The sequence below is a fragment of the Bradyrhizobium sp. DOA9 genome, from assembly GCF_000617845.2.
In the GTDB taxonomy this organism is placed as follows: domain Bacteria; phylum Pseudomonadota; class Alphaproteobacteria; order Rhizobiales; family Xanthobacteraceae; genus Bradyrhizobium.
In genome coordinates this window covers 6329268-6352788 of sequence record NZ_DF820425.1, presented here as the reverse complement: position 1 = coordinate 6352788, position 23521 = coordinate 6329268, and the positions used below count along the sequence as shown (strand labels likewise).

The following is a 23521-nucleotide window of genomic DNA, read 5'->3' as shown; positions in this document are numbered from 1 at the left end:
CTGAGAGACCGAGAGTGCTCCCGCCTGCAAAGCGAAGGAGCACCGCGATGCCCGTCTATCGGCCGTTGCCTGCCGACCACGAGCAGGCTGAATACATGCGCCAGATCGCGCGCGAATGCCGCGAGCTGTTGCAGCAACCGCCACCCGATACGTTTCTGGGACGCAAGACGCAGGAGCCTTTCCCGGCCGAAGGCGACGCTACGCCGAACGAGCAGCGGTGACCGTCAGCGCGATCGCAACGGCCGGCGAGAGGCCTGATTGCAGCGTGCGGGTTTGGGCGGCGTTGGCGCAGATCGCCTGGGCGATCGCGCGCTGACGAGCCAAGGCGAGGCGAAGCTCTCCGGCCTCGCAGAGGGCGGCATCGGCGCGCGTGAGCAGGGGATCGTCGGTTGATTGGTGCATGGCGAGGGAATGCGCGTGGGGGCGGGTGGTTCCTGGAGGGGGCTGCCCCGGGTGTTGGCAAACATCGCGGCGGCTCTAGCGACGGCGCGGTATTCGTTGACATGTTGCTTGAGTCCGTTTTTCGGCGGGAGCTATTGCCGAAGCCGCCCTTGCAATGCGGCTTCACTGCCGGTCCGCCTCAGAGTTCGGGCATAGTCATGTTGCGCCCATCCTGGGTGAGCGAAAACGCCGATTGACATTGTTCCCCATTTGTTCTAATGAGGCTTTCCGTTTCAACCTTTGGGCGAACGGCCGAAGTCGACTCACATTGGAATTTCTGCGGGGTCGTTGATGAGTAGCTCGCTTCTCTCTTTTGTCCTGTTGAGCAGACCGGTGACGCCCGACATTTCAGCAGTCGCCAAAGTTCTTCACGCCCGCCATCCGGAATTGGCAGCAGAGGCGCCGGACGATGACGAGCCGCAACCGGCTCGAGCGAATTCGCCGCTCATCCGCTGTGGCAACGAGTTTGTTGCGGTGATGTCGATGCCGGCGCCCATTCCGCAGGATCCGGGGCTTTGGGCACGCGCTGCGCGAACCTGGCCGGAAAGCGAGTCCGTGGCAACGGACCATCAAGGCCACATCATCGTCTCGCTGCTCGGAAAAAGTGAGCAGCCGCTGGTTGCCGCCCGCCTGACGACTGCGGTCATCGGTGCGTTGATTGCCTCCGTGCCGGAATGTTGCGGCGTGGTGTGGGCGGGGCGGGTAGCGCGGGCTGCCGATCTATGGCTCGAAACGTCGCGGTGGTCGCTCGCACCATATCCGGACTATCCCTTCAGGCTATGGGTCGACATTCTTCCGTTCCGGTCAGGTGCAAAGATCGGAGCGATCACGATGGGCTTGTCCGCCTTTGTCGGCCGTGAGATCGAATTCGTGACAGGTAAGCTCGCGCTTCCGGCGTTGTTCGAGAAGGTGAAAGGACTTTCCGCGTATCTGATCGAGCACGGAAACGTGGTGAAGGACGGTGATACGATCGGAGCAAGTGCGAGCGAGCGGATCGCGGTGCGCTACAAGAACTCTGACGTCTTCGGAGATCTGCCGGTATTTTATTGTACGGATGATTCCACGTAAGTGGGCATCCTCAGCGGATTTCGGCGTTGTGCGGAAGCTGTTCGAGGGCGATCGTTTGACACGTCGGGCAAAACACTGGCAGAATGGCATCATTGAAAAAGTGCCGAACGAAGCCCGCGGAACGCCGCGGGCTTTATTTTGCGCGGAAAGCCTTGCTCCACCTGCAATCCATGGCGCGAAGAAATCGGTTTAAGAAATTCAAACCTCTGAAGAGCGCGGTCGGCTGAGAGATAGGCGAAGGGAGCAACAAACGATGCCCGTGTCAGGTATTGGAGGGCGAAAGAAAAAGGCGTCGAAGCTCTATAAGGTCGGACAGGATTTTAGGATTAGCACGTCGGCCGGTTGGAATATGGAAAATTTCGACGCATTGGGCGTCGGCCCCGTGCTGTATTCACCACGAGGCAAGCGAAGCTTTCCTCCGCTCCTGGAAACGCCTCGGCTGCTGATTGCCAGATCTTTCGGGCGGCCGCCGGCCGACTGGGAGCCATTTCACGACTTTTGGCTCGTGTCCCATCGGATGAAGAACGTTCTCGAGACGGTGGACAGAGAGGGGGTCGCTTTTCTGAGATGCGAAACACGGTCGCTGAGGGGGGAAGCGCCGGTATATTGGCTTTGCGATATCGTCCGTGAGCTCGATGTCATCGACGAGGAGAAGTCGAATTTCGAAGTCTTGGACGATGGGACTGATTTCAGGCGGTACAGACTCATGACTCCGGATTCAAGTTACGTTTTTCGCGAAGAGGTTATCGGTGCGGCTCATGTCTTCCGAGCCCGCTTTTTGAACCAGGTTATTTGTGATCAAGCAATGAAGGACGCCTGTAAGGTTGCCGGCCTGAAAGGCCTGAGATTTGGAGATGCCTATAGCAACTGGGCTTAATCCTGACGCCTTCTTGCACTGAGCTACGTCGAAACTCTCACGAGGGTCGATGATCTATCGACGCACGCGAAATCGTCCGCGTTGAAGATGCTTGCACATTGTCGGCGCGGGGGATTCTCACGATCTTCGTGATGTAGCCAAACCTCCGCTGTCCCGAACTCTTCAGCCGACCCGGACGGCGGCGGCAGCTTCCTGCGACACGATTCCGGGCCCCGCCTCCACCTATACGACCGCAAATCCAGAGGCCGGCGTTCCTCGCTGGCCCTCCAACCAACATTCAAACAGAAGCGCCGGCTGCAATTCAGGAGCAGCTCGGATGCTTGCGCGCGGCGGGAGCCGCAATTTCATGTTCCATAATCACCACATTCTACTTCAGCATCTCGCCGACCATCCGGTTGTCCGTTTCTTACGTGGGCGGTTCGAAATTGACGCAATTCGAAATCGCATGAATTTGCCCTCGCAACAATCGGTCGCAACCGATCTGAGCGCGAGCCCCCATACTGGTGGTCATCTGGGGGAGTATCACCAGGGGTTCAGCGACTATCTAACGGAGGTGGAGAAATCTCCGAGGTACGCGGCGGCTCTCGCCGGTGACCCGCGTGAGCTCGATGAGCTGGTTTCGGACGTGAACGGACTTGTGGCGGCCGCCAAGTACGCGCTGGCGAGCGGTCATCTTTTTGCCAACACCCCTACGGGGATGACGCCCGAAAACGCAAATGCGGTGAACAAGCAATGGTTCAAAAACTGGAGAAAATATGCTGCCGATAATCAGACGCAGATCCAGGAGTTGCAGGAGACAGTCGACCAATACCTCGCGGCTGGTCAGCCGGACGCGGCCTTGGATTTTCCGCTTCTGTCGCCGACCAGCGCCCTCAGCATGGCAGAGAGGATCGAAATCTTAAAGCGTTTGCCAAAAGGTTCTCCAATCTCGCTGCAATTTACCAACGTCGGACCTGTCCCCGGTCTTCCGGGCCTCGTGCCGCCCTTCGTCAATACTCGTTTGCCAGGCTTTATTCCTCCTTCGCTTGAGGAATTGAACGAACCGGAAGGATTTATCCCTAGCAATCCGCTTATCAGATACGGCTTGCCGGGATTTCCGGCGACCAATCCTCAAGGCTTTGGACAACTACCTCCTACTACTGCGGTTGCCGAGGATCCTTTGGTGCTCAAGGCTGATCCAGCAACTGGTTGGCCAAATCCACTCTCCGAACGCTCCCTGATATTGGACCCTGGCGCTCCGTCTGATGCTATGCCGCCGGCTGGCCTCTACATGGGAGCAGGACTTGCCGCGGCTGCGGTGTTGGCGCCACAATTCTTGCCTGTCTGGGCTCGGATGGGGGTTGCTGGGCTAGCTGCTAGCGCACCGACGTTGGCAACTGCCGGGACTGACGGCGGAGGAGTGTTCTCCACCGGAGCGCCCCCATATGATCCATTCAATCGCGACCAGACGAGCAGCTATACCAGCGGCTTAAGTGCGGGCCCTTGGAGGAACGAAGATGCCAAGACGATCGCAACGCCCTCAATGTTGGACTACCGCGAACATCAGGACAAGACCTCTGAGGAACCAACTCAGCAGCCGCAAGCGCTTCAATCAGGAGCCTCGCGTTCAACCGCATCAGCCGCGCCCGACGATATCCGGCGTCTTGCCCGTGTGAATGAGACGAACGCGGGCAACGTGTTCACGACGGGCACTGCGCCAGTCCCGTATCTGCCGACTACCCCGTTCGACGATCGGTTTGGCAATTGGACTATCCCGGCGGCTCGCGGCCAGACGCCGCAACCGAGCAAGCCGATCGGCGTGTTTGCGGACGAGCCGAGCTATCGCATTCCTCCACCGATCTTTGGAGTGGATGGCTCCGTCAATCCGCACAGTGACAGTGAGGAATGGTTCTCGCGCTGGATACGGCCTTTGCTTCCGCCCGAATGACGTTTGTGGCGGAGCGAGAGCCGTCGTTTGACACGTCGGGCAAAACACTGGCAGAATGGCATCATCGAAAGAGTTCGGAACAAGCCCGCGGGTCTACCGCGGGCTTGTTTGTTTTGGCGGCGCAGAGACATTCGTGCCTTACGCACCACCCGGCCCGAACCACCGCGTCAGCGCCTCCGCAAGTCCGCAGCTGCTCTCGTCGCCCGCCCAGGCCACATGGCCATCAGGCCGCACCAGCACCGCGCGCGGCGCCGCGACCGCGCCGATCGCCGGAAGCAGCCACGGGCCCTCGTAGTCGGCATCGACGATCGCGAGGCGTTTCGCCCACGGCGTGATGTCGAGGCCGCCCGGCTTGCCGAAATTGAGCAGCACGCCGTGCGCGCCGTGCAGCAGCGTGAACAAGCGCAGCGGTCGTCGGTCAACCACGAGATCGAGATCGGGCATGCGGCGGCCGAGCAGCGCGTGGCCTTCGCCGAGATCGTAAGCGATGTCGAGCCCGCTCATCATCGCGCCGAGGCGCCGGCGCGGCTCGTCCATGGCGAGCAGCTCGGCGATCACCTCGCGCGCGGCCTTGCGACCGTCATCGCCGCGGCGGAGCAGGGCGATCTGCGCCATGGTGGTCTTCAGCACGCGCGCGGCCACGGGGTGGCGCTCGCCGTGATAGGTGTCGAGCAGGCTCTCGGGCGCGATGCCATTCACCACCTGCGCCAGCTTCCAGCCGAGATTGACCGCGTCCTGCACACCGAGGTTGAGACCCTGGCCGCCGACGGAATGATGAATGTGCGCGGCATCGCCGGCGAGCAGCACGCGACCCCTGCGATAGGTTGCGGCCTGCCGCGCCGCGTCGGTGAAGCGGGAGATCCAGGCGGGATTGTTGACGCCGAAATCGGTGCCATACACGGTTTCGAGCGCCGCGCTGAGATCGCTCAAAGACGGCTCGCCGTCGTGCGCAAGATTGGCCTCAGTCAGCACGACCAGCACCCGGCCGTTCTCGGTCCTGCTGAGGCCGTGGAAGCCGAGCGCGTCGTGACGCAGGCCGAACTCCGGCGTCTCGCGCATCTCGACCTCGGCCATGAGGTTGCTGAGCGTGGGTTCGGAGCCGGGGAAGTCGATGCCGGCGCGCTTGCGCACCAGGCTGCGGCCGCCGTCGCAGCCGACGAGATAAAGCGCACGCAAGCGCATCCCGCCGGACAGCGTGATCTCGACGCCGCTCGCGTCCTCGGCAAAGCCCGTCACCTCGCGGCTGCGATAGATCGGCACCGCGAGTTGCTCGACCCAATCGGCCAGGATGCGCTCGATGCGGGTCTGCCGCAGCTTCAGTCCGTAAGGGTGCCGCGTGGGGAGATCGCTGATGTCGAGCCTGGTCCAGGCGAAGCCGGCGAGCTGGAGGATCTCGCCTTCGCGCAGGAAGCGATCGGCGACGCCGCGCTGGTCGAACAGCTCTATTGTGCGCGCGTGCAGGCCGCCGGCGCGGGTCTCGGCGATCGTCTGGTCGGCGCGCCGCTCAACGATGGCGACGTCGACTTGCGCCAGCGCGAGCTCTGCGGCCAGCATCAGGCCGGTCGGGCCGGCGCCGGCGATGATGACCGCATGGCCGGCGGCGGTCTGGTCCGCGCTGGTTCGGCTGCGCGAGCGCGACGTCGGAAACAGGATAGGCATGGCGTGACCCCTCGACTTGGTGTTCGGGTCGCGGGGTCTTACGCGATCATCGGGGGCTTGAAGCAAGCCCCTTGCGCACCACATATTGAGTTGGGAGGAGGGGGCGTTGCGATTTTGCGCGCTGTCGATTGACGCGTCGGGCAAAACACCGTCAGAATGGCATCATCGAGATGCGCGCCGCTCGTAGAGCGGCTCAATCGTCCTTCGACATATCGCCGGGTTTAGTGGGCAGATCGATGCTGCCGCCCTCGCCATGCGCGAGATCGCGGCCGTCGTCCGCCGGCTCGCGGGCATCTTCGACGATCGCTTGCTGCCCTGCGCGCTCCTTGTCGATGCGCGGCTTCGAGCCCGGAAGATTTGGCGTCGGTTTGCCTGGCGATGTCTCGAGTGCGTTCGTCTTGATGGTCATGCCCGGTCGCTCCTGATTGTCCAACGCGGCTTGCGCGAATTCGTTCGTTTGACACGTCGGGCAAAACACTGGCAGAATGGCATCATCGAAATGAGTTTGGCTCGGCCCGCGCGGCGTAATCCGCGGCGGGCTTTTTCAATTCTGCCTCTTTCAATGCAGCCTTTTCCAATTCATCGGAGGTTTTGACACGTCGGGCAAAACACCGGCATAATGCCATCATCGAGACGAGCTTGGTTCACCCGCGCGGGACGACATCCGCCGCGGGTTTTTTTGTCTCGATGTCGCAATCGGACGGCGGCGGCGCATTGCGGCCACGCACTCGCTTGATAAACGCGTTAGGGAGCGCCGATCGGCGCGCCGTCGTCCGAACCATTGCTGGCCGTGCACGCGCGAACGTGTCGGCTCGCGGCGCTGGGCCCTTTGCCCGCGCCGCTGCGGTCTCCGGGGTTCAACGGAGATAGGGTTCGCGCCCGAAACGATCGCGCCTTGTCGCGCGATCTGCCGCGCATATTGTTTTCGAGGAGAGACGATGACCGCCTATCTGATATCGCTGGCCCTCGCGGGCCTCGTTGCCATCCTGCTGTGGGAGACGTTCGCGTGAGCGAGGACATCATCGAAGGCGAGCTCGAGCTCGCGCCGGTTCGCTTGCCCACGCGCGGGAAGACGTCGCGGGCGCGCAACTTGACCGAAATACGCTCGCTTGCGCGCAGCCACACCCGGACCGCCATCCGGATGCTCGTCGGCATCATGCGCAGCGAGGACGCAACGCCGGCCGCCCGCGTCTCGGCCGCCAACGCCATCCTCGATCGCGGCTGGGGCAAAGCCGCACAGCCGGTCGAAAACGGCCAGGACGGCGTGCTGGAATTGATTCACCGGATCGAGCGCATCATCGTGCATCCGCCGAGCTCGAGCAGCGGTGACGCCGCCACGACGCTCGAGACGGCGGAGCTCCCGATCTGCAACCGCGCCTCGATTGACCATTGACCCGTCGGGCAAAACACCGACAGAATGGCATCATCGACAGAAGTTGATGTTGCCCGCGCGGATGCAATCCGGCGCGGGCTTTTCGTTTGATGCCTTCGGCTCATTCCTGGCCTGCTTGCCGGCCCGCCGCGGCGGCGAGGTACGGAGTATCCGTCGAAGCAATCGCTGGCGCGCTGGCTCAAGAGCAATGACATGACCACGTCAGCTCTTCTTCTTGGAGTCGCTATACGTCCGTTGCATCTCGTCCGGACAATAGGCCATGGGGCCTCCGGGGCGCTTAAATTTGCCGTCTTGGGTCTCGCGCACAAAGATCGTCTTCTCGTCGATCTTCTTCAGGAGAAAGACCTCTTTGTAGGAACGTTCTCCTCTCTCGGCAGAATGGCAGACGACATCGAGCTTGATGCTGCCGGGAGCGGTATCCGATAGTTTAGTGATCCTGCAGCCCTCTTCGCCACCCGAGATGAAGTTGGAGCTCCAATCGATCTGTGCGTCGCCATACTCTCCGCATCTCGCATCGAAGCTGGGGCCCGGCTCTGCATAGGTGCCGCCCTTTGGGCGCCATTTGCCGGAGGTGCTCTTGGGGCCTTCCTGCGCGTGGAGAGACAGGCCGACGCATGGCAGCAAAAGCACGGCAAGCGTTGACGCCAGAGTGACGCGATTCATACGGTTGAATTTCAACAATTCAATTCTCCAGAGAATTTGGTGCTGATCTGTATCTGGGCGCCAACCTCAGAATAGTGGACCAACCACAGGTTGGGCAAGTGGCCGTGCGTTTTACGCAGTCTGGTCAAACCCAATCGTTGATCACGAGGAAATCTGTATGTCCTGGGAAGACGCACTGCGACGAATGTTGCCGCCGGCAGACGGTTTTCAACCGCACACCACCAGCCCATACGGTGCGCTCCGGAACGTCGGCACATCGCCGCATCGTGGCGTGGATGCGAACTATAACGTCGGTCCAAATGGACAACAAAGGGTCAATCTGAGGCACCCCGCATTGCGGTCTCCAGTCGACGGCATCGTGACGAATGCCGGCGAAGGATCTTCAGGTCGAATAGCGATCAGGGACGCCGACGGCGTCTCACACGAACTGCTGCACACGCACAGGCAATACGTCAGTATTGGCGATCGCGTTGTCGCTGGGCAGATGGTCGGTACGATGGGCAACATGGGAGTGCGCGAGAAGTACGTGGAGAGTGGTGATCATCATCTCCACTATCAATTGATCGATGCCGCCGGGCGGCGTCTGAACCCTCAGGAATATTGGGATCAACGCGAACTGCCGGCCCCGAGCCCGCCCGTTTACGTTCCGGAGCATCAACGATATCTCCAAGGCGCGGCTCTCATCCCCGCGACGCGTCCCGAAGATGTGCGGATCTTGAGGAGGACGCCCGCCGGAAAATCGGATCGATCCGTCTTCAATTCGAGCGACGGCGCGCCGGTGCCTTTTGTCTCTACTGATGAGTCGTTTCCGCTCTCGCCACAGAGCGACGTCGAGAGACGATTCGGATCGTGGCCGGCGGCTGCCGGCGGCGTCCTTGCTGGTGTTTATCAAGCACCGCAAAGCCCATCCGAATCGCAAAACAACGAAGACTGGTCCGCGATTTGGCGCAGGCGCACCGGCCTGCCCTAGGGCGAGCGAGCGCAGCCATTGTCTATCCTGAAAACTCCGGCGATCTCTGAGTCGCCATCGATCGTTTGACACGTCGGGCAAAACACTGGCAGAATGGCATCATCGACAGAAGTTGGTGTTGCCCGCGCGGATGCGATCCGGCGCGGGCTTTTCGTTTGACGCCTTCGGCTAATTCCTGGTCTGCTTACCGGCCCGGCGCTGCACGGCATAGGCGCGCTGCACCTGGTCGCTGCAATAGGACAGCTTTCGGCCGTCGCCGGTGAAGTGTCCGTTGTTGATGATCCAGAGAATGACGCTCTTGTCGTCGATCTTCTTGAACATCAGGTTCTCGCGGTCCGGAGTGGTGTTCACGTGTTGTACGCTGACGGCGTCCCTGTCTGCAGCCGGCTGCAATGTGCAATCGGCGCCCACTCTGACGGTATCGGGTAGCTGAACCCGCGTCTTTTCGATCTTGCATATGTTCGAGGCCGTGGTGATCGACTTTCCGGAGAACGTAACGACGATGTCGTTGAACTTCGCGCAACGCTCCTCAAAGTCGGGGCCGGCCGCTGCGTAGACGCCGTCCCGCGGGTGAGCGTCTTTCAAAGCTTGCTCCAGTTCGGCCTTCTGCTTTGCTTCCATCTTGGCCCTCAGTGTAGCTTCGGCAAGCGCGCGCTGGATCTTCAGAGGGCAGTAGGCCGCGCGCCAGGGAGGGTCCTTGAGCTTCCCGTTCAGGCTCTTCTGAACGGAGATTGTCGCAGCGTCGATGCGCTTGACGAACATGACTTCGTTGAATTGCCTGTTCTCCCAGTTGGGATCGCGAGGGTTGAGGTTCTGCGCCAGATTGTAATCGTCGCAGATCATTTGGAACTTCAGCGAGGCCGGGCCAAGATCGATAATTTTCTTGACGTCGCAGCCCCATTCGTAACCGCTGACCGATTGTTCGCTGATCGTCATGCCGCTTGCCTTCATCGCAGGACGATTCAAAATTGTTGCCGGGTTCGGCATACGCGCCGGCCTTCGGGCGCCATTTGTTGAAGGCCGGTGCGGGGCGCTCCTGTGCGATCACAACAGAGGCAAATGCGGTCAGCATCAGCGCCAGCATCGCATGATCCAGAATTCCGTGGACCCGCAACTTTCTCACACGCGTCTCCTTGTCGAGCAGATCGAATGGTCGAGCTTTGCGTGCCGTGCGGGCAATGTAACTGGACGATCATCACTGGTTGAGCAAGTCGGCTGAAGCCACGCCATCGTACATGCGGGCAAGTAGGTCGGCTCGGCTCTTTCGAATGGAGTTGGACATGTCCTGGGAAGATATGATGCGGAGGATCTTGCAACCCGCCGGGAGCGTCCCGCCTCTCGTGACCTGCGGATATGGCGTGACCACGGATAGGCCGCCAGGCTCATCCAACCCGCATCGAGGTATCGACTTCAACTTTGTCGGTGGACGAGAGGCTCGTCTGAACAAGAGCAACCCGGCGGTGCGGTCGCCCGTCGACGGTGTGGTCGAGAGCGCCGGTGAGGATAAGTGGGGAACGATCGCGATCAGAGACAAGAACGGCCTCCTTCATCAGATCCTCCCACCAACGCCAGGCATGTGAACATCGGCGATCCCGTGGCCGCAGGCCAGCTTATCGGGACGATGGGAAATACCGGCGTCTTTCGCAAGGATCGGACGCCGGGAGATCCACATGTTCACTATCAGATCAAGGATTCTGAAGGACGTCTGATGGATCCAAGCGCGTTTGCCGATGCGTTGGGGCCATTCGATCCGAATCCGGCGTCACCGGCTTACATCCCAGAATATCGGCAGTATCTGCGGAATGCACGTGCAGTGCCTGCAACATCTCCTGAAGATGTACGGATCCTGACGAGAATAGCAGAGGGAAACCCGAACCGATCCGCGTTCGACTCAAAGCTGCCAGAGGTCCCGAACGTCGGCCGTGCTTCTACGCTCCCACCAGCAGCGCAGAAACAGTTCGGAGGGCTCTTCGGGCTTTGGCCGCCATTCTCTGAAAACGGGGCCTCTCCTGACCCGAGCCAAACTCGACAAGCACAACCTGAACCCCCAGACAACGAGGACGGGTCCGCGATGTGGCGTAGGCGCACCGGCCTGCCCTAGGGCGAGCGCAGCCATTGTCCATCCTGAAAATTCCGACCGCCAAAATCTTCGAGCCGCTGCTGCAACCCGCCCGCTACAAGGGCGTTTACGGCGGACGCGGCTCGGGAAAATCGCATTTCTTCGGCGAGCTCCTGGTCGAGACCTGCCAGGCCGAGCGCGGCACGCTCGCGGTCTGCATCCGCGAGGCGCAGCGCACGCTGGCGCAATCGTCGAAGCGCTTGATCGAAGGCAAGATCGCAAGCCTCGGGCTCGGACATGGCTTCAAGTTGTTCAGCGACAAGATCGAGACGCCCGGGGACGGCCTGATCATCTTCCGTGGGCTCCAGGATCACACCGCCGACTCGATCAAATCCCTGGAGGGGTTTCGCATCGCCTGGATCGACGAGGCGCAATCCCTCAGCGCACGCAGCCTCGCGCTGCTGCGCCCGACCATACGCGCCAAGGACTCGGAATTGTGGGCGAGCTGGAATGGCCTTCAGCGCAGATTAATGCGTGTGGTCGAGGCCAGGGGACGGCGTATCGGATGGGACAGTATCGTCTCTGATACGACGGACAACCCGGTATCGGCCAACAACTTCATTCAGGCCGGCTATCGGCTGTTCGAGCCCGAGGCCCCCTGGGCCTGGGCGCATACGCTGTATTGGCGGAAGTGGCTTTGTTGAGCAGGTTTGCCGCCGCACGGAACGTGCCGTCGATCGGTCGAATGGCAAGTACGTGCTTGGAACGTCTCCGAGGACCCGGCAGCCCTGGGGGCTGCCGGGTCCCTTTTGCGTATTGAAGCGATGCCGGCGTGGGACTTGCGAAGCCAGCGGCGCCGGGCTTTAAGTTTGCTCTTGCAGGAAATTCGGCGACCATAAGCCGATGTAAGGGAGAGCACGATCGATGCCCACCAAGCCTCAATTGCCGGTACGTGCCTCGCAAGGGACGGGAGGACCGACCGCGCTCGATGATCTATTGGTCGTCGATTTCACGCGCGTGGTGGCGGGTCCGGCCTGCACGCAGACGCTCGCCGATTACGGTGCGCACGTCATCAAGATCGAGAATCCCGATGGCGGCGATGATACGCGTGCCTATGAGCACGCGGAAATTGGAGGCGAGAGCGCCGCCTTTCTCAGCCTGAACCGTAATAAGCGCGGCATCGCGCTCGACCTTGCGGTGCCGGAGGCGCGCGAGATCGCGCTGGACCTGATCCGCAAGGCGGATGTGGTCGTGGAGAATTTTTCGAGCGGGGTCATGAAGAAGTTCGGGCTCGACTATGAATCCGTCGCGCCGCTCAACCCGCGGCTGGTCTATTGCTCGATCTCCGCCTACGGACGCAGCGGACCGTTTGCCTCGCGGCCAGGCTTCGATCCGATCACGCAGGCGGAAAGCGGCTTCATGTCGCTCAACGGATTTGCCGACGGCCCGGCGGTTCGCACCGGTCCGCCCATCGTCGACATGGCGACGGGGATGTCCGCCTGCAATGCCATCCTGCTGGCGCTGCTGGCGCGCGACCGGCTCGGCCGGGGGCAGCATGTGGAGGTGGCCCTGTTCGACATCGCCATGGGAATGACCGGCTTCTACGGCATGGCCTATCTCATCAACGGCGAAAACCCCGGCCGTTTCGGCAATTCACCGAGCGGGTCTCCAACCGTCGGCGTCTACGAGGCCTCGGACGGGCCGCTCTACATGGCCTGCGCCAACGACCGGCTCTACCGCCGGCTCGTGGTCGAGGTGCTGAATCGGCCTGATCTCATCACCGATCCGCAATTTGCGACGCGCAAAGCCCGTTCGGAGAACAAGGAACTCCTGCGGGCAGCCATTGCCGAAGTCTTCGCCAGCGATACGCTCGAGAACTGGATGGCGAAGATGAAGCTGGCCAATATTCCGGTCGGCTATCTCCGGACGGTCGAGGAGGGGTTCAATGCGCCGGAGGCTCGCGAGCGCCACCGCTTGAACCGCATTCCGCACCCCACGGCGGAATGGGTGCCGAACATCGAGCCGCCGATCACAATGAGCTTGACCCGCGCGATCGATCCAGTAGCGGCACCTCTGTTGGGCGAGCATACCACCCAAATTCTGCAGGATACGCTCGGCTACGACGAACGCCGGATCGCGGAGTTTGCCGAGAGGGGCGCGTTTGGCACGGTTAAGCCTCCGACCTCGGCGTGAGTCATTTCCTCTGCTTGATTTGGCGAAGGTCCCGCCGCATAAATGTGTGACAGCGAGGGACACCAATGGCGCCTGGCCAGCAGCCAAGCATGATCCAGCCTACCGGTTCGCAAGCCGGTGGAGAGGCCTATGCGTCGATGATCGCCAAGGCGCGGTCGCTTCTGCCGCAACTATGTGAGCGAGCGGCGCGAACGGAGGAGCTGCGGCATCTTCCGCCGGAAACCGAAAGAGATCTCCATGAGTCCGGCCTGTTCCGGATGCTCCAGCCATCACGGGTTGGCGGCGCCGAGCTCGACTATGTCGCCCTTGTCGATTGTGCCGAGTTGCTGGGAAAGGCAGATGCGTCGGTTGCCTGGAATCTCGCCAATTTGGCGAGCCATCACTGGATGCTCGGAATGTTCGAGCGACGCGCGCAGGATCTGGTTTGGGGCCGTGATCCGGACACGCTGATCGCATCCTCGTTCATTTTCCCCGCCGGACGCGCCACGCGGGTCGAGGGCGGATACCGGCTGCATGGAAGCTGGCCGTTCTCCTCCGGCGTTGCCTCCTGCGAATGGAACATGCTGGCAAGCGTGGTCTATTCAGACGACGAGGCCGACGGAATCGAATATCGAATCTTCCTGCTGCCAAAAGGCGACTACAAGGTGCTGGACACTTGGAATGTCGCCGGACTGCGCGGAACGGGGTCTTGCGACGTAGAGGTCAGGGAGGTCTTTGTGGCCGACCACATGAGCGTCGGGGTCGGTGATCTCTCAGGCGGCCCGACGCCGGGAAGCGCGGTAAATCCGAATCCTCTGTACGCTCTGCCCGTCTTCTCGCTATTTCCTTACGTCCTCTCGGGTGTCGCGCTGGGGAATGCGCAGGCGTGCCTCGACGACTATATCGAGGTCGCGCATTATCGCGTTTCGACTTACAATCGCGCCAAGCTGAGCGATTTTCAAAGCACGCAGATCAAGATCGCCGAGGCCTCGGCCAAGATCGACGCTGCGCGCCTGATCATGCGGTCGGCTTGTCTCGATGCCATGGAGGATGCACGGCGCGGTCATATTCCCGACATGGCGACCAAGACGAGATATCGTCGCGACGGGGCCTTTTCCGTAAACTTGTGCACGGATGCAGTCTCGATGCTGTTTGCCGCCAGCGGCGCGCGTGGTCTGTTCACCAGCGGCGTGTTACAGCGGCAGTTCCGCGATGCGCACGCGATCAACTCACATCTCGCATTCAACTTCGATGCGGCCGGGACCAACTACGGACGGGTGGCGCTGGGCCTGCCCTCCGAGAATCTCACGCTGTGAGGCCGGCCGATGAATGATGTGCCGAAGCAGCCCCGCGCTCCGGATCCCGCCAACGAGTTCGCGAGCGACAGCTCGCAGATCGATCCCCGCGACTTTCGCAATGCGCTTGGAACCTATGCGACGGGCGTGACGATCATCACGGCGGCGGCACCGGACGGCAAGCCCTACGGGCTGACTTGCAATTCGTTCGCCTCGGTCTCGCTGAATCCACCGCTGGTTCTGTGGAGCCTCGTCGTCTATTCCTCGAGCCTGACCATCTTCCAGAACGCCAGCCATTTCAGCGTCAACGTTCTCGGCGCTTCGCAACAGGCGCTTGCGAATAAATTCGCAAGATCGTCGGACGACAAGTTCACCGGCGTCGACTGGACCCCGGGCCTCGGCAACGCGCCAGTGCTCGCCGAGAGCGTCGCCAACTTTCAATGCCGCTCCGTGAATCGCTATTATGGCGGTGACCATGTGATCTTTCTCGGCGCAGTCGAGGCATACACCTACAATGCGAAGGAGCCGTTGCTCTTTGCGCGAGGGGCGTTCGGTCGCTTCATGGCCGACGACGAGCGCAACGTGCCGTAACGTGCGGCCCTAGACGGCAATGCGCTCTGCCGCCGAAAGCTTGTAAATCTCCAGCGCGTCCGCGTCCGCACCTCGCGCAGCTTTTGCCAGCCTGAAAAGCTGTCCGGCAAGCGCAGCCATTGGCACCGGCGTCGACGTCGCCTGTGCAACATCGGCCACCGTATCGAGGTCCTTGAGCATCGTGGCGATGTGGCCGAGCGGCGGGGTGTGAATGCCGTTGACCATCCGCGGTACGAACAGCTGGAGCGGGATGGAATCCGCAAAGCCGCCGGCGAGCGCTTCGGGCAAACGGTTGGCATCAATTCCGGCGTTCACGGCCAGTCGCGTCGCTTCCGCGAGCACGGCCATCGCGCACCCGACGATCACCTGGTTGCACAGCTTTGTGGTCTGGCCGGCGCCGAGCGGGCCCATGTGTGTGAACCTGCGCGCCATGGCTAGCACATAGGGCCGCACCCTTTCGATGTCGCCAGCTTCTCCGCCCGCCATGATGGCGAGCGTACCTTCCTCGGCACCCTTCGTGCCCCCGGACACCGGCGCATCGATCCAGGCCGCACCGTTCGCGTCCTTCAAGCGCGTTGCGAGGTCGCGGGCCGCGTCTGGATGGATTGACGAGAAGTCGACCACAAGCTTGCCCGCGCCAGGGCCTGTTGCCAGACCTTCGGGCCCGAAGATCACCTCCTCGACCGCCGTCGCATCCGTCACGCACATGAAGACGATGTCCGAGCTCGCCAGAAGATCACGAGGCGTGACCGCACGCTTGGCGCCGGCCTCGACGAGCGGCGCCACCTTGCCCTCCGAGCGGTTCCAGACCGCGACCTGATGGCCGGCCTTCAGCAGGCGTCCGGTCATGGGCGTTCCCATGAGTCCCAGGCCGAGATAGCCGAGCTTCTCGGTGCGTTGCGGGTCTGCCTTGCTGTCGTCAGCCATAGGTTGCCTCCTTCTGTCGCAGACGCCGCTTTACCATACATGGCGCATGGGACGGCAAGACTGCCCGCCCGCATGGCTTGCCTGATTGTTTGAACCATGAAACATTTGAGGCGGTCGGGTTTGGGGGCGCCGGTCGGCGCCGGAGCAGCGGAGTGGCACGATGCGAACCGTTTCGAAGTGGATCCTGGCTTTGGGGGCGGCAGCAGCCGTGAGCGCGGGCCCAAGCCCATCATGGGGGCAGCAGACGATCCGCGTCGGCTGGACCATCCCTGCGGAGGAGTCCAAGTACTGGATGATGCGCAGGCCGGCCGAATTTCCCAATCTCGGCAAGACCTACAACATCGAATGGACCCAATTCCAGGGCACCGCGCCGATGACGCAAGCCTTGGCGGCCGGTGCACTGGACTGTGCGACGCAGGCGCCGCTCTCGCTCTCCAACGGTGTCGTTGGCGGCAATCTCAAGGCTTACATCGTGGCGCAACACGTTTTCGAGATGCCCGGCGGTTTCTCGGTCTATTGGGCCGTCATGGATGACTCGCCCATCAAGACGATCGCGGATCTCAAGGGCAAGACGGTCGGCATTTCCGTGATCGGTGGCGGCACGCAAGGGCCGTTCAATCTGCTCCTGAAGCAGAATGGCGTCGATCCGGCCAAGGACATCAAGCTGGTCGAGGTCGGCTTTGCCGTCTCCGAGGACGCGCTGCGCCAAGGTCGCGTCGACGCGGTCAACATGAACCAGCCGTTCGCTGCGCGCGCGGAGGCAAAGGGCGGCACACGGAAGCTGTTCTCGCTGTCCCAGGCCATGCCGAACATCGTGCACATCCTGGAAGCCTGCCGTGCCGATTTCGTCGACAAGAACCCCGAGTTGGTCAAGGCCTATGTCCGCGATATTACCTCGGGCATGAAGAAGGCACTGGCGAACCGCGAGGAGACTCTCAAGGTCGTCAATGAAGTGCTGAAAGCCCCCATCCCGGTGCTCGAGACCTATCTGCTCAAGGACAACGATTTCGGCCGCGACCCAGGCGCGGCGCCGAACTTCCCGGCGATCCAGAAGATGCTGGATATCTATGCAGAGACAGGAATGCTGCCGAAGCTGGATGTCGCACAGTTCAAGCATCCGTCGATCGTCGCGCCGCTGCAATAGGAGCGGAGCGAATTACCGAACGTGACATCGTGGCGTTCCGGATGATCCGGGACGCTGCATGAAGAAGATGCACACATGAAGAAGTTGCGATCACGGGTCACCACGGACGGGCTCGACCGGGCGCCGCATCGTGCATTTATGCGCGCCATGGGGCTCGACGACGCAGCGATTGCGAAGCCGATGGTGGGCATCGTCAGCATGAAGGGCGAGCAGACGCCCTGCAACATGACCCACGACTTCCAGGTCGCGGCAGCCAAGACTGGGATCGAGGAGGCCGGCGGTACACCGCGTGAGTTCTCGACCGTTTCGGTCTCCGACGGCATCAGCATGAACCACGAGGGGATGAAGTTCTCCCTGTTTTCGCGGGAGCTGATCGCCGATTCGATCGAAGCCGTGGTCCATGGGCTGGCCTACGATGCGCTGATCGGATACGGCGGCTGCGACAAGACCCTTCCCGGCGTGATGATGGGCATGGTCCGCTGCAACGTGCCCTCCATCTTCATCTATGGCGGCAGCTCGCTGCCGGGCCGCGTGGATGGACGGACGCTGACGGTGCTCGATTCCTATGAGGCCGTCGGCAGCTTCATGACTGGCGAGATCGACGGCGCCACCCTCGAACGGATCGAGCGCGCGTGTCTGCCCACGATCGGTGCGTGCGCCGGCCAATTCACCGCGAACACTATGGGCATGGTGTCGGAGGCAATGGGGCTGACCATTCCCAACGTATCGATGGTGCCCGGTGTCTTTGCCGAGCGTGCGCAGATTTCGCGGCGCGCCGGCCGGCTGATCATGGAGATGCTGGACCGCGGCGGGCCGCTGCCGCGCGACATCGTGACGCGGAAGTCCCTGGAGAACGGAGCGGCGATCGTGGCGGCGACGGGCGGCTCGACCAACGCCGCGCTGCACCTCCCGGCGATCGCGAATGAGGCCGGGGTTGCGTTCAGCATCGACGATGTGGGTGAGGTCTTCGCCAGGACGCCGTTGATCGGCAATCTGCGCCCCGGAGGCAAGTATACGGCGAAGGATGTCTACGATATCGGTGGCGCTGCGGTCATCATTCGCGAGCTGATCCAGAGCGGTCATATCGATGGCGGCTGCTTGTCCATCACCGGCCGCACACTTGCCGAAGAGTACGGTGCGGCCAACGCGCCCGACGGAGAGGTCGTGTACACGGCTCGCGCGCCGATCATGCCTGACGGCGGCGTCGCGGTGTTGAAAGGTAACCTCTGTCCCGATGGGGCGGTGATCAAGGTCGCGGGCCTGAAGAGCCAGTTCTTCGAAGGCGTGGCGCGCGTTTTCGAGGATGAAGAAGCCTGCGTCGCAGCTGTTCGTGACCGCAGCTACAGGGAGGGCGAGGTTCTCGTGATCCGCAATGAGGGGCCGGTTGGCGGACCCGGCATGCGCGAGATGCTCGGCGTCACCGCACTGATCTACGGGCAGGGCATGGGTGAAAAAGTGGCGCTGATCACCGATGGCCGGTTCTCCGGCGCGACCCGCGGGATGTGCATCGGCTACGTGTCCCCGGAGGCGTTTGTTGGCGGTCCGCTGGCGCTCGTCCGCAATGGTGACCGGATCCGGATCGATGCCGCAAATCGGCGGATGGATGTCCTGCTCGAGGAGCGGGAGTTCGCCGCGCGGCGGCGCGATTGGAAGCCGCGCCCGCCACGCCACCGTGCAGGTGCGCTGGCAAAATATGCGCGGCTGGTCGGGCAGGCGCCGGGCGGAGCCGTGACGCATGAAGGCCCGGCGGAATGGCCGTGGTTCGAATGACGCACCGCACGGGTGCGAAAATGACAGCCTGTCTGGCAGGGTTCTTGCTAAGCTCGTGCCGCTGAATCTTCGTGCGAGTGGGACGGAAGACGGGATGACGGTAGTATCTGCGAGATCGAGCGAATGGGTGAAACCGGTGACGCAACAAGACCCGGCTTCCGCAATCATCGAGATCGACCGTGTCTCGCAGGTCTTTCAGACCTCGGCACGCAAGGATCATGTCGCGCTGTCGGACATCTCGCTGACGATCGAGGAGGGGGCTTTCGTCTCCATCCTCGGCCCGTCCGGCTGCGGGAAGTCGACACTGCTCTACATCGTCGGCGGCTTCGTCAGTCCGACCAGCGGCGCGGCGAAGATGAAGGGGCAGGCGATCACGGGGCCCGGTCCGGATCGCGGACCGGTGTTCCAGGAATTTGCGCTGTTTCCCTGGAAGACCGTGCTCGGCAACGTGATGTATGGGCCGCGTCAGCAAGGGGTTCGCGTCACGGAGGCCGAAGCGCAGAGCCGGGCCCTGATCGAGATGGTTGGCCTCAAAGGTTACGAGAACTTCTATCCCAAGGAGCTGTCGGGCGGCATGAAGCAGCGCGTAGCGCTGGCGCGGACGCTTGCTTACCATCCCGAAGTGCTGCTGATGGACGAGCCGTTCGGGGCACTCGACGCTCACACGAGGACGCGCCTGCAGAACGATCTTCTGGACATCTGGGAGCGTGACCGCAAGACGGTCCTGTTCGTCACCCATTCGGTCGACGAAGCCGTCTTCCTGTCGGACAAGGTCGTCATGATGTCGAAATCGCCCGGACGAATCCGGCAAGTCATCGACATCGACCTGCCGCGGCCGCGCCGCCGCAACGAGCTGTTGCTCGACCCGCGTTACCAGAAGTACGTCGTCGATATCGAACGCATGTTTGATGAGAGCGACGAAGCCGGGGCGCCGGCATGATGTCGCCGGCCGCCATGACCAGGCGCGCTGCCCCGGTGCTCGCCTGCATCGGATTGCTGGTGGTGTGGCAGGTCGCGTCACTCGCCCTCAAGAACGACAGCTTTCCGACGGCGATCGAAGCGATCAAGGCGATACCAAGCATCCTTGGCGACAAGGAATCCCTGGTCAATATTCTGGCCTCGCTCCGGCGCATGGCGATGGGATTTGGCGCGGCCGTGCTGGTGTCGATCCCACTTGGCCTCTTGATGGGACGTAGCACGGCTGTTGCGGCCTTCTTCAATCCGCTCCTGATGGTGATCTATCCGGTGCCGAAGGCGGCCTTGATGCCGATCATCATGCTCTGGCTGGGCGTCGGCGACATCACGAAGACGCTCGTGATCTTCCTCGGCGTCAGCCTGCCCGTGATTTATCACAGCTTCGAAGGCGCCAAGGCGGTCGAAGAGAAGATGCTGTGGTCGGGCGCCGCAATGGGGCTCTCGCCGCCGCAACGCCTCGTGCGTATCGTGCTGCCGGCGGCGCTGCCGGAGATTCTGACGGGGTGTCGTACGGGATTGGTGCTGGCGCTGATCACGATGATCACGAGCGAGATGATTGCCCGTCAGTCCGGTGCCGGGAACATCCTGTTCAACGCGCTCGACATGGGCCAATACGACACCGTCTTTGCGATGATCATCATCGTAGGGGCGATGGGAATCTGCCTCGACGCGATTTTCGAAAGAGTTCGTGCCAGGCTCGTGCGCTGGTCCGAGCCGCAGTTCGACATGCCGCTGAGCTTTTCATGATGTCGCGGTTTCTCCCCCCAAATGTCGCTCTTGGGATCGCCCCGATCGTCCTGGTGATCGCGCTGTGGCAAGGCCTGGTGTCTTTCGGCTTTGCACCGGCAGTTCTGCTGCCGCCGCCAGGCTTCGTCTTCGGTCGGCTGCTCCAGCAACTCGTGACTTCGACGTTCCAGCACGAGATCGCAGCGACCCTGATCAGGCTGTTTGCCGGCTTCGCGATCGCTGTCGTGCTCGGTATCAGCATCGGCATCGCTGCCGCCGCTAGTCCTGCGATCAACGCCGTGGTTCGGCCGATCGTGCGCGTCCTGGCGCCTTTGCCCAAGGTTGCGCTCTATCCCGCATTGCTGCTGCTGCTCGGTTTTGGCCATGGATCGAAGATCACGTTGGTGACTGCCGATGCTCTTTTTCCGATCCTGCTGTCGACCTATTACGGTGCATCGACTGTCGAGCAGAAGCTGATCTGGTCGGCCATGGCAGCGGGAACGCGACGTTACGAAATCCTCTTCAAGGTGGTGCTGCCGGCAGCGATGCCGTCGATCCTGACCGGATGCCGGATCGGCCTTGTCATTTCCTGCATCGTGGTGTTTCTGGCCGAGATGATCACGTCGACGGACGGATTGGGGCACGCGCTCGTGACTGCGGCCCGAACCTTCCAGGCGGTCGACATGTTCGTGCCGCTGATCACGATCTCGCTGCTGGGCCTGGTCCTGAACGGACTGCTGGGGGTCGTGCGATCGTACTTGCTCCGGGGCTTCCCCGAAGCGTAACAAGCGTAACAAACAAGAATCCAGAAGACTGGGAGTGGACCATGCTGGCTGACCGCATCGAAGCAAAATGGATCGACGCGTTTTGCGAGATCTTCGAACGTTGCGCCGTCAAGGCCGGCGATACCGCCGCGATCCTCTCGGAAACCCAGTCGCGTGCGTTGAACGTGCATCTTGCGGAACTGGCCCTGCTGCGTATTGGGGCGCGCCCGTTTCACGTGGTGATGCCCACTCCGCGTAACCGGAATATCGTCCCGGTCCGCTCGACCGGGGCAAGCGAGGCAATCCAGCGGCTTGGCCCGGTCATCACCGCGCTTCAGCAGGCGGGCTTCGTGGTGGATTGCACGATCGAAGGCCTGATGCACGCGGTCGAGACGCCGGAGATCCTCAAAGCCGGCGCGCGGATCCTGGTGATCTCCAACGAGCATCCCGAAGCGCTGGAGCGCATGGTGCCGGATTCCGCGCTCGAAAAGCGTGTTCGCACCGCGGCCAAGATGCTGCGCGGAACGAGGCGCATGCGTGTCACCTCGAAGGCCGGCACGGCTCTCGACGTCGACATGGTCGGCGCCTCCACGGTCGGGGTGTGGGGCTGGACCGACAAGCCCGGCACGCTGGCGCATTGGCCAGGTGGCATCGTCGTCAGCTTTCCCAAGAGCGGGACCATCAACGGCACGCTGGTGATGGCGCCCGGCGACATCAATCTGACCTTCAAGCGCTATCTGACGTCGCCGGTGACGATGACGCTGAAGGACGACTATGTCGTCGAGCTGGAAGGCGAAGGCACGGATGCCGCGATGATGCGCGCCTATCTCGCCGCCTGGGGCGACCGCGAAGCTTATGCCGTGTCGCATGTCGGCTTCGGCATGAATCCCGGCGCGCGCTACGAGGCGCTATCCATGTACGACCAGCGCGACACCAACGGCACCGAAATTCGCGCCGTCTCCGGCAATTTCCTGTTCTCGACCGGCGCGAATGAATTTGCAGGGCGCTATACGGCAGGCCATTTCGACCTACCGATGATGGGAACGACCATCGAGCTCGACGGCGTTGCGGTCGTCCGCGAAGGCGTGCTCCAGGACGTGTTTGGCTAGCTGCGGTCGAGCACCGGAGGGCGCGCCAGCCCGAAGTGCCGGAGCAGGTCGACCATGGCCTGCAGCCGTTTTGCGCGATAGGCATCGACGTCTAGCCCGGAATAATCGAGAAAGCCCGCGCCCGTGCGCAGGCCGATTCGGCCTTCGTGCATGTTGCGTGAAATGACCTCCGGCGCCCGGTAGCGCTCGCTGCCGAGCGCGCCTTCCAGATACCTGCTCGCGTAATAGAGGATGTCGCCGCCGCCCCAGTCGATGAATTCGAGCAGGCCGAGCACGGCATAGCGAAAGCCGAAGCCGTAGCGAATCGCCTTGTCGATCTCTTCGGCGCTGGCAACGCCCTCTTCGACCATGCGCGCGGCTTCGTTCATCGCCAGCGCCTGGATGCGGGGGACGATGAAGCCCGGCGTGGCGGCGCAGACCACCGGCACCTTCCCGATGCCTTCGAGCAGTGCCTTGACCCCGTCGATGACGGCCAAGTCAGTCGCCTTGCCGGGCGAAACCTCGACCAGCGGGATCAGATAGGCGGGGTTGAGCCAATGCACATTGAGGAACCGGCGCGGGTTCACGATTGCGCCGGAGAGATCGTCGACGAGGATGGTCGAGGTGGTCGACGCGATGATCGTGTCTGGACCGACTTCCTTCGAGGCGGCCGCCAGCACGTCGCGCTTGAGCTCGACGACTTCAGGAACGCCCTCGAAGACAATGCCGGCTTCGGCCAAGGCTACGCCGCTCTCGCTCGCCGGCACCACCGCGACCCGCGCGATCAGCGGATCAACATCTGCCTCGGTCAACAGCCCCAGCTTCGACAGGCTGGCGAAGGTCTTCCTGATTTCGCCCCGTGCGTCCGCCTCCAGCTTGGCAAAGTCCTCGGCGGAGCGCGCCTTGATGTCGATCATCGTGACGCTGTGCCCTGCATAAGCGAAGGCAACGGCGATGCCGCGGCCCATGCGGCCAGCTCCGAGACAGGCGATATTGGCGCGATTGGTCATCG

General features: G+C 62.2%; 24 protein-coding genes and 2 pseudogenes. 18 read left to right on the top strand and 8 right to left on the bottom strand.

Annotated elements, in window-relative coordinates; genetic code table 11:
- Positions 1-47: 47 nt before the first annotated feature.
- Positions 48-221: a hypothetical protein gene (locus BDOA9_RS39110; RefSeq protein ID WP_192859630.1), complete on the top strand. Its 174-nt coding sequence runs from the start codon at positions 48-50 to the stop codon at positions 219-221.
- Here BDOA9_RS39110 and BDOA9_RS29915 read toward each other — a convergent pair.
- Positions 199-402, bottom strand: coding sequence for a hypothetical protein (locus tag BDOA9_RS29915; protein WP_025037628.1), 204 nt, complete (start codon positions 400-402; stop codon positions 199-201). The genes BDOA9_RS39110 and BDOA9_RS29915 overlap by 23 nt on opposite strands.
- Before the next feature lie 330 nt (positions 403-732).
- Between BDOA9_RS29915 and BDOA9_RS29910 the strand changes: the two genes are divergently transcribed.
- From BDOA9_RS29910 to BDOA9_RS29900, 3 genes are all read left to right on the top strand, one after another.
- Positions 733-1509, top strand: a complete 777-nt coding sequence (locus tag BDOA9_RS29910) for a DUF4261 domain-containing protein (RefSeq protein WP_025037627.1) — start codon at positions 733-735, stop codon at positions 1507-1509.
- Between the two features lie 253 nt (positions 1510-1762).
- A complete protein-coding gene (locus BDOA9_RS29905; protein WP_042336809.1) occupies positions 1763-2386 on the top strand; it encodes an imm11 family protein in 624 nt (207 codons plus the stop codon).
- A gap of 316 nt (positions 2387-2702) precedes the next feature.
- Entirely contained in the window at positions 2703-4313 is a 1611-nt protein-coding gene (locus BDOA9_RS29900; RefSeq protein ID WP_042336808.1) for a hypothetical protein, read from the top strand.
- Between the two features lie 138 nt (positions 4314-4451).
- Here BDOA9_RS29900 and BDOA9_RS29895 read toward each other — a convergent pair whose 3' ends face one another.
- The gene (locus BDOA9_RS29895) at positions 4452-5972 is read right to left on the bottom strand and encodes an FAD-dependent monooxygenase (RefSeq protein WP_025037624.1); all 1521 of its coding nucleotides are present in this window, start codon (positions 5970-5972) and stop codon (positions 4452-4454) included.
- Positions 5973-6165: 193 nt separating this feature from the next.
- Positions 6166-6381 carry a hypothetical protein gene (locus tag BDOA9_RS29890; RefSeq protein ID WP_025037623.1) on the bottom strand — a complete coding sequence of 72 codons (216 nt, stop codon included), beginning with the start codon at positions 6379-6381 and terminating at the stop codon, positions 6166-6168.
- A gap of 597 nt (positions 6382-6978) precedes the next feature.
- Here BDOA9_RS29890 and BDOA9_RS39105 point away from each other — a divergent pair.
- Entirely contained in the window at positions 6979-7365 is a 387-nt protein-coding gene (locus BDOA9_RS39105) for a hypothetical protein (protein WP_445291816.1), read from the top strand.
- A 201-nt stretch (positions 7366-7566) separates the two neighbouring features.
- On the opposite strand, the gene BDOA9_RS29880 is transcribed toward BDOA9_RS39105, so the two are convergent.
- Entirely contained in the window at positions 7567-8046 is a 480-nt protein-coding gene (locus BDOA9_RS29880) for a hypothetical protein (RefSeq protein ID WP_152033534.1), read from the bottom strand.
- Between the two features lie 139 nt (positions 8047-8185).
- Here BDOA9_RS29880 and BDOA9_RS36960 point away from each other — a divergent pair, with 139 nt between their 5' ends.
- Positions 8186-8998: a M23 family metallopeptidase gene (locus tag BDOA9_RS36960; protein WP_082847885.1), complete on the top strand. Its 813-nt coding sequence runs from the start codon at positions 8186-8188 to the stop codon at positions 8996-8998.
- Between the two features lie 168 nt (positions 8999-9166).
- Here BDOA9_RS36960 and BDOA9_RS29870 read toward each other — a convergent pair whose 3' ends face one another.
- Both BDOA9_RS29870 and BDOA9_RS39100 read right to left on the bottom strand, forming a co-directional pair.
- Positions 9167-9934, bottom strand: coding sequence for a hypothetical protein (locus BDOA9_RS29870; protein WP_152033533.1), 768 nt, complete (start codon positions 9932-9934; stop codon positions 9167-9169).
- Between the two features lie 446 nt (positions 9935-10380).
- The gene (locus tag BDOA9_RS39100; RefSeq protein WP_192859629.1) at positions 10381-10548 is read right to left on the bottom strand and encodes a hypothetical protein; all 168 of its coding nucleotides are present in this window, start codon (positions 10546-10548) and stop codon (positions 10381-10383) included.
- On the opposite strand from BDOA9_RS39100, the gene BDOA9_RS40155 reads away from it, so the two are divergent.
- The 6 genes and pseudogenes from BDOA9_RS40155 (at position 10506) to BDOA9_RS29845 (ending at position 15115) form a co-directional block, all read left to right on the top strand.
- Positions 10506-11099 (top strand): M23 family metallopeptidase, encoded by a 594-nt coding sequence (locus BDOA9_RS40155; protein ID WP_082847884.1) that lies wholly within the window; start codon positions 10506-10508, stop codon positions 11097-11099. The two genes, BDOA9_RS39100 and BDOA9_RS40155, sit on opposite strands and share 43 nt — an antisense overlap.
- A 14-nt stretch (positions 11100-11113) precedes the next feature.
- Positions 11114-11512: pseudogene (locus tag BDOA9_RS40150) on the top strand (phage terminase large subunit); the annotation flags it as partial.
- A 57-nt stretch (positions 11513-11569) separates the two neighbouring features.
- Positions 11570-11761, top strand: a pseudogene (locus BDOA9_RS40145) (GNAT family N-acetyltransferase); the annotation flags it as partial.
- A gap of 220 nt (positions 11762-11981) precedes the next feature.
- On the top strand, positions 11982-13250 hold the full coding sequence (locus BDOA9_RS29855) for a CaiB/BaiF CoA transferase family protein (protein ID WP_025037616.1): 1269 nt from the start codon (positions 11982-11984) through the stop codon (positions 13248-13250).
- 65 nt (positions 13251-13315) lie between these two features.
- Positions 13316-14545: an acyl-CoA dehydrogenase family protein gene (locus BDOA9_RS29850; RefSeq protein ID WP_025037615.1), complete on the top strand. Its 1230-nt coding sequence runs from the start codon at positions 13316-13318 to the stop codon at positions 14543-14545.
- 9 nt (positions 14546-14554) lie between these two features.
- Positions 14555-15115: a flavin reductase family protein gene (locus tag BDOA9_RS29845; protein WP_025037614.1), complete on the top strand. Its 561-nt coding sequence runs from the start codon at positions 14555-14557 to the stop codon at positions 15113-15115.
- Between the two features lie 9 nt (positions 15116-15124).
- Here BDOA9_RS29845 and BDOA9_RS29840 read toward each other — a convergent pair whose 3' ends face one another.
- On the bottom strand, positions 15125-16042 hold the full coding sequence (locus BDOA9_RS29840) for an NAD(P)-dependent oxidoreductase (RefSeq protein WP_025037613.1): 918 nt from the start codon (positions 16040-16042) through the stop codon (positions 15125-15127).
- A 160-nt stretch (positions 16043-16202) separates the two neighbouring features.
- On the opposite strand from BDOA9_RS29840, the gene BDOA9_RS29835 reads away from it, so the two are divergent.
- From BDOA9_RS29835 to BDOA9_RS29810, 6 genes are all read left to right on the top strand, one after another.
- Entirely contained in the window at positions 16203-17186 is a 984-nt protein-coding gene (locus BDOA9_RS29835; protein ID WP_025037612.1) for an ABC transporter substrate-binding protein, read from the top strand.
- Between the two features lie 75 nt (positions 17187-17261).
- On the top strand, positions 17262-18956 hold the full coding sequence (ilvD, locus tag BDOA9_RS29830) for a dihydroxy-acid dehydratase (RefSeq protein ID WP_025037611.1): 1695 nt from the start codon (positions 17262-17264) through the stop codon (positions 18954-18956).
- Positions 18957-19050: 94 nt separating this feature from the next.
- Positions 19051-19896, top strand: a complete 846-nt coding sequence (locus BDOA9_RS29825; protein WP_025037610.1) for an ABC transporter ATP-binding protein — start codon at positions 19051-19053, stop codon at positions 19894-19896.
- Entirely contained in the window at positions 19893-20678 is a 786-nt protein-coding gene (locus BDOA9_RS29820) for an ABC transporter permease (RefSeq protein ID WP_025037609.1), read from the top strand. The genes BDOA9_RS29825 and BDOA9_RS29820 overlap by 4 nt, the downstream gene beginning before the upstream one ends.
- The gene (locus tag BDOA9_RS29815; protein WP_025037608.1) at positions 20675-21442 is read left to right on the top strand and encodes an ABC transporter permease; all 768 of its coding nucleotides are present in this window, start codon (positions 20675-20677) and stop codon (positions 21440-21442) included. The genes BDOA9_RS29820 and BDOA9_RS29815 overlap by 4 nt, the downstream gene beginning before the upstream one ends.
- A gap of 41 nt (positions 21443-21483) precedes the next feature.
- Positions 21484-22530: a peptidase M29 gene (locus tag BDOA9_RS29810; RefSeq protein WP_025037607.1), complete on the top strand. Its 1047-nt coding sequence runs from the start codon at positions 21484-21486 to the stop codon at positions 22528-22530.
- On the opposite strand, the gene BDOA9_RS29805 is transcribed toward BDOA9_RS29810, so the two are convergent.
- Positions 22527-23519: a 3-hydroxybutyryl-CoA dehydrogenase gene (locus BDOA9_RS29805; RefSeq protein ID WP_025037606.1), complete on the bottom strand. Its 993-nt coding sequence runs from the start codon at positions 23517-23519 to the stop codon at positions 22527-22529. The genes BDOA9_RS29810 and BDOA9_RS29805 overlap by 4 nt on opposite strands.
- Positions 23520-23521: the final 2 nt, after the last annotated feature.

Excerpts from the sequence above, each read along its gene's own strand:
- BDOA9_RS29810 (WP_025037607.1), top strand. The coding sequence starts at position 21,484 with ATGCTGGCTGACCGCATCGAAGCAAAATGGATCGACGCGTTTTGCGAG.
- ilvD (WP_025037611.1), top strand. The coding sequence starts at position 17,262 with ATGAAGAAGTTGCGATCACGGGTCACCACGGACGGGCTCGACCGGGCG.
- BDOA9_RS29815 (WP_025037608.1), top strand. The coding sequence starts at position 20,675 with ATGATGTCGCGGTTTCTCCCCCCAAATGTCGCTCTTGGGATCGCCCCG.
- BDOA9_RS29850 (WP_025037615.1), top strand. The coding sequence starts at position 13,316 with ATGGCGCCTGGCCAGCAGCCAAGCATGATCCAGCCTACCGGTTCGCAA.
- BDOA9_RS29825 (WP_025037610.1), top strand. The coding sequence starts at position 19,051 with ATGACGGTAGTATCTGCGAGATCGAGCGAATGGGTGAAACCGGTGACG.
- BDOA9_RS29905 (WP_042336809.1), top strand. The coding sequence starts at position 1,763 with ATGCCCGTGTCAGGTATTGGAGGGCGAAAGAAAAAGGCGTCGAAGCTC.
- BDOA9_RS29805 (WP_025037606.1), bottom strand. The coding sequence starts at position 23,519 with ATGACCAATCGCGCCAATATCGCCTGTCTCGGAGCTGGCCGCATGGGC.
- BDOA9_RS29895 (WP_025037624.1), bottom strand. The coding sequence starts at position 5,972 with ATGCCTATCCTGTTTCCGACGTCGCGCTCGCGCAGCCGAACCAGCGCG.
- BDOA9_RS29835 (WP_025037612.1), top strand. The coding sequence starts at position 16,203 with ATGCGAACCGTTTCGAAGTGGATCCTGGCTTTGGGGGCGGCAGCAGCC.
- BDOA9_RS29910 (WP_025037627.1), top strand. The coding sequence starts at position 733 with ATGAGTAGCTCGCTTCTCTCTTTTGTCCTGTTGAGCAGACCGGTGACG.
- BDOA9_RS29915 (WP_025037628.1), bottom strand. The coding sequence starts at position 402 with ATGCACCAATCAACCGACGATCCCCTGCTCACGCGCGCCGATGCCGCC.
- BDOA9_RS36960 (WP_082847885.1), top strand. The coding sequence starts at position 8,186 with ATGTCCTGGGAAGACGCACTGCGACGAATGTTGCCGCCGGCAGACGGT.
- BDOA9_RS29870 (WP_152033533.1), bottom strand. The coding sequence starts at position 9,934 with ATGACGATCAGCGAACAATCGGTCAGCGGTTACGAATGGGGCTGCGAC.
- BDOA9_RS29845 (WP_025037614.1), top strand. The coding sequence starts at position 14,555 with ATGAATGATGTGCCGAAGCAGCCCCGCGCTCCGGATCCCGCCAACGAG.
- BDOA9_RS29840 (WP_025037613.1), bottom strand. The coding sequence starts at position 16,042 with ATGGCTGACGACAGCAAGGCAGACCCGCAACGCACCGAGAAGCTCGGC.
- BDOA9_RS39100 (WP_192859629.1), bottom strand. The coding sequence starts at position 10,548 with ATGAAGGAGGCCGTTCTTGTCTCTGATCGCGATCGTTCCCCACTTATC.
- BDOA9_RS39110 (WP_192859630.1), top strand. The coding sequence starts at position 48 with ATGCCCGTCTATCGGCCGTTGCCTGCCGACCACGAGCAGGCTGAATAC.
- BDOA9_RS29820 (WP_025037609.1), top strand. The coding sequence starts at position 19,893 with ATGATGTCGCCGGCCGCCATGACCAGGCGCGCTGCCCCGGTGCTCGCC.
- BDOA9_RS29890 (WP_025037623.1), bottom strand. The coding sequence starts at position 6,381 with ATGACCATCAAGACGAACGCACTCGAGACATCGCCAGGCAAACCGACG.
- BDOA9_RS29855 (WP_025037616.1), top strand. The coding sequence starts at position 11,982 with ATGCCCACCAAGCCTCAATTGCCGGTACGTGCCTCGCAAGGGACGGGA.
- BDOA9_RS29900 (WP_042336808.1), top strand. The coding sequence starts at position 2,703 with ATGCTTGCGCGCGGCGGGAGCCGCAATTTCATGTTCCATAATCACCAC.